The 7564-nt window shown below is 28.5% G+C and carries 6 protein-coding genes and 1 pseudogene; 2 read left to right on the top strand and 5 right to left on the bottom strand.

The window, feature by feature from the left end; all coding sequences use genetic code 11:
- Positions 1-99: 99 nt before the first annotated feature.
- Together SBL16_RS09035 and SBL16_RS09030 are read right to left on the bottom strand one after the other, a co-directional pair.
- A complete protein-coding gene (locus SBL16_RS09035; RefSeq protein ID WP_011274987.1) occupies positions 100-516 on the bottom strand; it encodes an Hsp20/alpha crystallin family protein in 417 nt (138 codons plus the stop codon).
- A gap of 220 nt (positions 517-736) precedes the next feature.
- Positions 737-1180: a MarR family transcriptional regulator gene (locus SBL16_RS09030; protein ID WP_317953771.1), complete on the bottom strand. Its 444-nt coding sequence runs from the start codon at positions 1178-1180 to the stop codon at positions 737-739.
- A 280-nt stretch (positions 1181-1460) separates the two neighbouring features.
- Here SBL16_RS09030 and SBL16_RS09025 point away from each other — a divergent pair, with 280 nt between their 5' ends.
- On the top strand, positions 1461-1820 hold the full coding sequence (locus SBL16_RS09025) for a DUF3139 domain-containing protein (RefSeq protein ID WP_011274989.1): 360 nt from the start codon (positions 1461-1463) through the stop codon (positions 1818-1820).
- Between the two features lie 207 nt (positions 1821-2027).
- Positions 2028-3305 (top strand): cation:dicarboxylate symporter family transporter, encoded by a 1278-nt coding sequence (locus tag SBL16_RS09020; RefSeq protein WP_053018386.1) that lies wholly within the window; start codon positions 2028-2030, stop codon positions 3303-3305.
- A gap of 147 nt (positions 3306-3452) precedes the next feature.
- On the opposite strand, the gene SBL16_RS09015 is transcribed toward SBL16_RS09020, so the two are convergent.
- The 3 genes and pseudogenes from SBL16_RS09015 to rsp form a co-directional block, all read right to left on the bottom strand.
- A complete protein-coding gene (locus SBL16_RS09015) occupies positions 3453-3806 on the bottom strand; it encodes a DUF4889 domain-containing protein (RefSeq protein ID WP_107612682.1) in 354 nt (117 codons plus the stop codon).
- Between the two features lie 203 nt (positions 3807-4009).
- On the bottom strand, positions 4010-4441 hold the full coding sequence (locus SBL16_RS09010) for a pyridoxamine 5'-phosphate oxidase family protein (protein WP_390897055.1): 432 nt from the start codon (positions 4439-4441) through the stop codon (positions 4010-4012).
- A 56-nt stretch (positions 4442-4497) separates the two neighbouring features.
- Positions 4498-6603 (bottom strand): annotated as a pseudogene (gene rsp / locus SBL16_RS09005) (AraC family transcriptional regulator Rsp).
- Between the last annotated feature and the right edge of the window lie 961 nt (positions 6604-7564).

Below are 7564 nucleotides of genomic sequence, written 5' to 3'. Positions count from 1 at the left end.
CTCTCTACAACTATAAAAAATAGCTGTGAAAAAATCTATCGTCATAGATTTCTTCACAGCTAATCTTAGTATGTTTAACATTTTATTTTGTATATCTATTTATTCTACTGTAATTGTTGTTGATTGATCTTGTGCACTAACTTCTTTAGGTAAAATAACAACTAGGATCCCGTCTTCGTAGCTTGCTTTAATTTGTGACTTATCAATATCGTTAAATTCAAAATGTCTAACTAATTCACCACTTGCACGTTCACTTAATTGAACGCTACCTGTTTGTTCAGATACATGCTTTTGAACTTTAATTGTTAATGCCGCATGTTCAAATTTAAGTTCAATTTCAGACTTATTGACACCAGGTAGTTCAGCTTCTAATACGTATTGATTTGTTTGATTATAAATATTTGTCGGGAAACTTTTTGATGAAAATTGGTTAAAAACTTGTTCACCTAAATCACGGAATACGTCTTTTGGATTATTCTTGAAAATGGATTGTTCAAAAAACTCTCTATTATTCATACTAATGTCTCTCCTTTATTTAAGCGTGCATACCATAGTTGTAAAATGATACTTTTCAAGTACATTATAGTAATAGAGAGGATTAACGTAAAGCGAAAGGAATTATAAAAGAATAAGGCGCAGATTAAGTGCGGAATAGTAAATCCATGGCAAAAGTCTCAATATGTATAAAGCCTAGTAATTGTGAAATTAAGTGTTTCGCTTTTGCCAGGATTAAATATTAGTGAGTAGTATAATCGAAGTTATTTGAAATAACATGTTTTAAGCTATTAACAAGATTATCTTTTTCGTCTTGTGAAATATCAAAGTCCTCAAAAACTTGGTCAGAGATAGCTTCCAATGTAGGTTTAATATTAATACTACTTTCAGTCAGTGTAATTTGAAGATTTCTTTCATCTTCTTTTTCACGCATACGTTGTACGTAGCCTTTTTTCTCTAATTTCTTTAAGAGAGGTGTTAGGGTTCCAGAATCTAAAAATACGCGACGACCAAGTGATTTAATATTTATCTTTTCTTCATTTTCGATGGCCATGATGACCATAAAGCTTGTATATGTTAAATCATGCTTTTTTAAATAGTAAGTATATTTTTTTATGACTTCTTTAGAAGTAACATATAATAAAAAACATAATTGATTACTTAAATATCTATCTTTAATATACATACATTTCCCCCCTTAACTTATTTAAAGATATTATGAGCTAAAAGTAATGTCAAGACTGTTGCCATAGTATTTCATGGACTTTTAAAGCCTTTTAAACTATATTTGAAAGTACGTCTACATGTTTAATGTATGTGTCGATTTATTTTGAATTAGAGATAAATTGTTAGGACATTTTGTTACAGAAATACTGAAATACTTTAAAATTTTCTAACTATCATTCATAATAATTTAGATAGTAACTAGAGATGATGAGACTAGGTTGTGTACAAAGGAGTTCAAAATGAGTAAAAAACAAAAATGGATTAGAATTTGTATTATTTTGGCGATTTCATTAGTAGTGGCAATTGCTTTCTTTTTTGCTATGAAAACGTATCAAGGTCATAGAAATATTAAAATGGTAGATAGTTATATAGAGCAGAAACATTTAAGTGATGATATTAAATCGGAAAAAACACAATATAGTGCAAAAAAAGGGGTTTATTACAAAGAAGTTGTTTTTAAAGATGAACCTCATATGACATATGTCATTCAACCTATAGGAACACGTAAAGGTATCTTTGCTGAAGGCTTTGATACTGAAACTAAAAAAAGTATTAAAGATGCAAAACATAATTATTTTAACCAAAATTTTAAACCTTAATTTCGCATTAAATGAGGATTAATATTTTACACGTAATGAAAAATAAGGGGAACAGAATTCATAATGATTTCTGTTCTCCTTTTTATAGTATTTTTAATTATTTTAGCTTGATTGAATAGTATATATATAGTTAGCTTTAAAAATTTTATATCCCATTTCATAATTATCTGATATAATTAAGCGATGTCAGATGAAGGGGGTTTCAACATGGCTCTGTTCAAGAGAAAAATTAGTTTACCGATGCAGGTAATCATCGCATTGGTGCTAGGTGTAGTTGTAGGTTTATTATTATTTGGACAAGATAACGTAGCAAATTATATAAAACCGTTCGGTGATGTTTTCTTAAATTTAATTAAAATGATCATCATACCAATTGTATTCTGTGCATTAGCATTATCTATATCTAACTTAGGGGACTCAAAGAAGATAGGTAGCTATGGATGGAAAGCAATTCTTTACTTTGAAATTATAACAACAATCGCCATTGGTTTAGGACTAATCATTGGTAACTTATTCAAACCAGGTGCTGGTTTAGATCCAGACAAATTACCTAAAGGCGATATTTCTAAATATCAATCATCTGCATCCGCAGCAGAACAATCTACATATGGCAATCACTTTATTGATACCATTGTAAATATTGTACCAACAAACATATTTGAAGCATTAACTAAAGGCGAATTATTACCAATCATCTTCTTCGCAGTATTCTTCGGTTTAGGATTAGCTGCAATAGGAGAAAAAGCAGATCCTGTGAAAGGTTTTTTAAATGGAACGCTTGAAGCAGTATTCTGGATGATTAATAAAATTTTAAAATTAGCACCAATAGGTGTATTTGCGTTTATTTGTACAACAGTAATGACTTTTGGAGTATCTGCTTTAATACCATTATTAAAATTAGTATTAGTAGTAGTGTTCGCGATGGTGTTCTTCATTATCGTTGTTCTAGGAATTGTAGCAAGAATCTGTGGTATTAGTATCTTCTCAATCATTAAAATTTTGAAAGATGAATTATTACTAGCATTCTCTACTTCAAGTTCAGAAGCAGTATTACCAGTAATGATGAAGAAAATGGAAAAATTCGGAGCGCCAAGAGATGTCACATCCTTTGTTATTCCAATAGGTTACTCATTTAACCTTGATGGATCAGCGCTATACCAATCAATTGCAGCATTGTTTGTTGCACAAATGTATGGCATTCATTTATCTATATCAGAACAAATTATCTTAATGGTGACATTAATGGTTGCCTCTAAAGGTATGGCTGGAGTACCAGGCGTTTCAATCGTAGTATTATTAACAACATTAGGAGCTATGGGCTTACCAGCACAAGGACTTGCGTTAATTATCGGTGTAGACCGTTTATTAGATATGGTTCGTACATGTGTTAACGTAATAGGTAATGCATTATCAGCTGTTGTTATCTCTAAATGGGAAAAGGTTTATGACAAAGAACAAGGTAAAAAATACTTAGAATCAATTTAAAAAAGAAATCTGACATTTTTAGTATCGAGCGCATAGGCTCGATACTTTTTTATTGCTTAAAATTATAAAGATTTGTGTATTAATACGTTATGATATTAAAAAACTGCCAACGAAGATTTCTCTTCATTGACAGTGATTTATTGTAATTTACATACCCTTCATATCATGCATTTCATGAATTTTCATCATTAAACCATGTGGTACGTCATCGTGATCTACTTTAGATACTCTTGAAAATTTATCTGATCCTTTTTCTTTGACTAAAAATACGAAGTCGCCTTTCTTAACATTAGCTTTGCTATCAGAAGGCAATTCAACATTTTTTTCAATTTTTTCAGTCTGTTCATTTACCATCTTATCAATTGTATAGTCGTTTTTCATATAGCCATAATACGTTTCTTTTTGACCACCTGTCATCATCATGACAACAAGAACGATACATACAATTAACATGATAGCAATAAGTGCAATACCGATACCTAAACCCTTTTTATTCTTCATTTTATAGACTCCTTTAAAAAGTTCTATCTCTTTTATACATAAAATACTATTAAATTGCAATAAAATAATAATGTATATTAAATTGAATCATAATTTAATGACATAAATTAAATCAAAGGCGTTAACCAATTAATCAAAAAAAGAGAGTTCAGAACTTGATTAACACAGTCCTAAACTCTTTATTATAAACAGTTTTTTAAATTCTATACAGTAATCGTTACAGGTGTATCGATGTCATCATCATTCATTAATTTGATGGTTTTAGGTACGACTTTTAGCACACATAGATTTGGATCTTCTTTTGAATTAAAGAATGTTTTATCTTGCGTTTCCCATAGCCAGTCAATTACTTTTTGATCTTCAACAATTTCTATATTTGCTTCAATTTCAACAAAGCTATTATTTGTTGTTTCATTGTAACCTAATAAAATATATGCATGAGGATTATTTTTAATTTCTTCAACTTTAGTACTCTCATTACTTGTTTTAGTATATAAAGTTAATTCATCATTATAAAATACCATATAACGACTATTTGGTTGATTATTATATGCTGTTGATAAGACGCCGACTTTTGAAGTATCTAAGACTTTTTCAATTGATTGAATCACTTGTTGTTTATCCAAATTTATCATCTCCTTACACTATTTATAGCCTAAATAATGTTTTTTAAACTTACATCAAAAGTATACTAAGAAGGTTTAATACAAATATATTTCACTTCATCATGTTTTAGCGTTATTTGAAATGCGGCATAATCATTTTCTTGAATCAATAGTTCAGTCTTTGGATGATTACATCTATCTAATTGTTGAATAATATCTTTTTCAATGTAAACATCACGCTTATCTTGTGGAATTAAATGTTGTATTGAGCCATGTTCATTATTTAATGTATTTACAATAAATAGGGTGTTTTCTTTAAAGTCATTTTCAAAGATATAGTGTTGTTGGCTATCAGATAAATAACGGTCATTAATTTTATTGAAAAGTATCACATGATAATTCCCATCTTTGTAACACATTAAATAATTATTCGATATTTGAAATGACTCATTACTAAATGTAGAAACAAATCGATATAAATGCATGATAGGTAATAGACTACCATGATTATTAAAGAGTGAGATATACATCGGATCTGTTTCTATTAATTTATAGCAAACGCCACCACCGTGTCTCATTAACTGATATAGATGACATACGAGATCTGACAATTGAAGTGACTGTGTACCATTATTAGTGTATTTGAAACATTTTAATGATAGGTTGCTATAAATAAACTGAGTTGACGGTATATTAGAGCCCTCTATAAAACGCAAATAATTTTCAAAGTGCGTCGATGAGTGAGTAAAGCCACGTTGTATATCAATAAGCACATTCTTGGTATCAATATTTTCAATATCAACAAAGTAAAAATCAAAGTTCATACGATGCATAATATCATATGTTTCTTGTAATGAACCCAGTTGTCTTAACAAACCATCAACCATTAAACTAAATTTGATAGCACGGTTTTTATTCTTGAGTTTAAGGTGTGCAAGGTGGATATCATGAATAGACATTGTTTCAGTATCAAATACAAGCATGAATTTCACTAATTTTTTATTCCATTTATAATCTCTATTGTTTTGTAAGAATATCATAATCAATTGGTATATCATTTTAAATTCTTGATTATTTTTAATAGTGACAGCTAATCTAATATTTTTTTCAAATAATTTCTCAAAACAACGATTTAATAAATTTAAATTTGTGTGACGACCTACCATGTCACTCACATCATTAATTAAAATCGCTGGTCTAGGTAAATAGGATAAATCAATATCAAAATAATCATTAAACACAAATTGAAATAATTCATTTATGTTTTGAAAATCTATAAAAGCCGTTGAAAATTGCGTCTGATCTTTAGGATCGTAATTAGCAATATCAATTTGTGTGGTCTCCGTGGTCAAATGATTCGTAAACTCAAATTGTGAAATTAAATTTAAAAAAGATTGACTAACTGAACTTCTTATTAAAATAGAGGGCAGGGGTTCTAATTGATTTAGCATCGTACGAAATTGCTTAGGGCTCGCTTCCAAATGTTTTTTAAATTGATTAGTAAAATTGGTGTGACTACTAAAACCTGATAATTCGGAAATCGTTGTTATAGAGTGATTCGTTGTCATTAGTCATTGTACAGAGTGATTAACTTTTAGACTGGTATAATAATCTTTAAAATTAACATTTAATATGCGAGCAAACAAATTAGAACAATATGATTCTGAAATAAGTGCATGTTGTGCAATATCTAACAAAGATAGATTAGATGTAATGTTATTGTTAATAAACATGACAATATTAGACAGTAACTGATTATCGATAGACATAGTCGGTACATATAATGTTGTGTTTCTAACTACGGCTTCTTTATACAACGTTCTTATAATTTTAGATACTGTTTCACTATCTTGTTCTTCATTATTTGAAAAGTTAGAAATGTATTGCAAAATTTGAGATTTAATAAAATGATTCGACTGCAATAAATAACGGTCAAAGAAACAATTAAAGAAATCATTATCTTCTATATAGAAGTAAGCTATAGGGATTTTTAACTCAATTAAATCTTTAGCATGATCGATATTAAATAAATCACCTTGATTGACTATAGCAATATGGTTTTGAATATCATTCTTTTCACCATTAATAGTAATCGTTAATTCATTAGTTAAAGAGAAATATATAATAATATAATTTATATTACGCGAAGGGGCGGTTGTTAAATGTTCATGTAATAGAAGGGAATTACTCATGTATGTTGTTCTCCTAGCTTTTTTATTTATTGGCTAAACATTACTGGTCAATTGAATTGTGAATAATAAAAGTAATTATAAAATAAAAGTAAGAAAAAATTAATAACTAAAAATAAAAAAATTTTGCGATTATTTTGTGAAAGCGATAAAAATTTTCTCAAAGAAGCAACTTAAAGGAAAAATTGAAAATATAGTGTGACTGATTTGGAAAATTTTAATAGCGTGGGACAACTTAATTTGATGCATAATAAATATAGATTTCGAAACAGAATTGATTAAACATCATTTACATTAATTTAATTAATGATTCGAAATCTTACATTCATTAGTTCTGTATTAACATCATGAAATAGCAACATAAAGTATTTCCACAACAAGAAAAGCTATAATTAAATCATTGAGTTCAAATTCTGCCAACATATTAAAGTTAATGATACAAGTACCAACACTATATTAAAATTATTAAATTCTATATCAATGATTAGACTCGACAACAAGAATTTTCCATCTTACACAAGTAAAGTAAATTATTTTGTGCGTGATATAGAAATTCAACTCATCTTCATCATGAATTAAACAACTAGAGAGATTGAAAATTAATAAATTAAATAATAGTCAGACACCACACCTAAGATTTGCCATTCAACTTAGAATAAGAATATGTATGCGTATTATTAACAATGGTATTAGCAGTAGCATGCTAATGTATATTACTAAGGAACCTAACTCCACCAATTACTAAATCACTGATGCATAAGTAACAGTTTTAATATCTACCATCCTTTAATATACTGATTTTATTATAGGCGTAACATCAAGAATAATATTTTACAGAAAAACAGAATTAATTTTAAAAAAGTTGGGACAACACATGCGTTGTCTCAACTTTTTTGTTTTATAAATTTAGCGAATAGCAGTAGCATTTCTATTATTTTAAGTACTTAATACATACGTAGTAGGT

The sequence above is a fragment of the Staphylococcus sp. NWU MK-U1 genome (assembly GCF_033283505.1).
GTDB lineage: Bacteria > Bacillota > Bacilli > Staphylococcales > Staphylococcaceae > Staphylococcus > Staphylococcus haemolyticus.
Note: the sequence above shows the minus strand (reverse complement) of the source record. Positions and strands in the feature narration are given on the sequence as shown.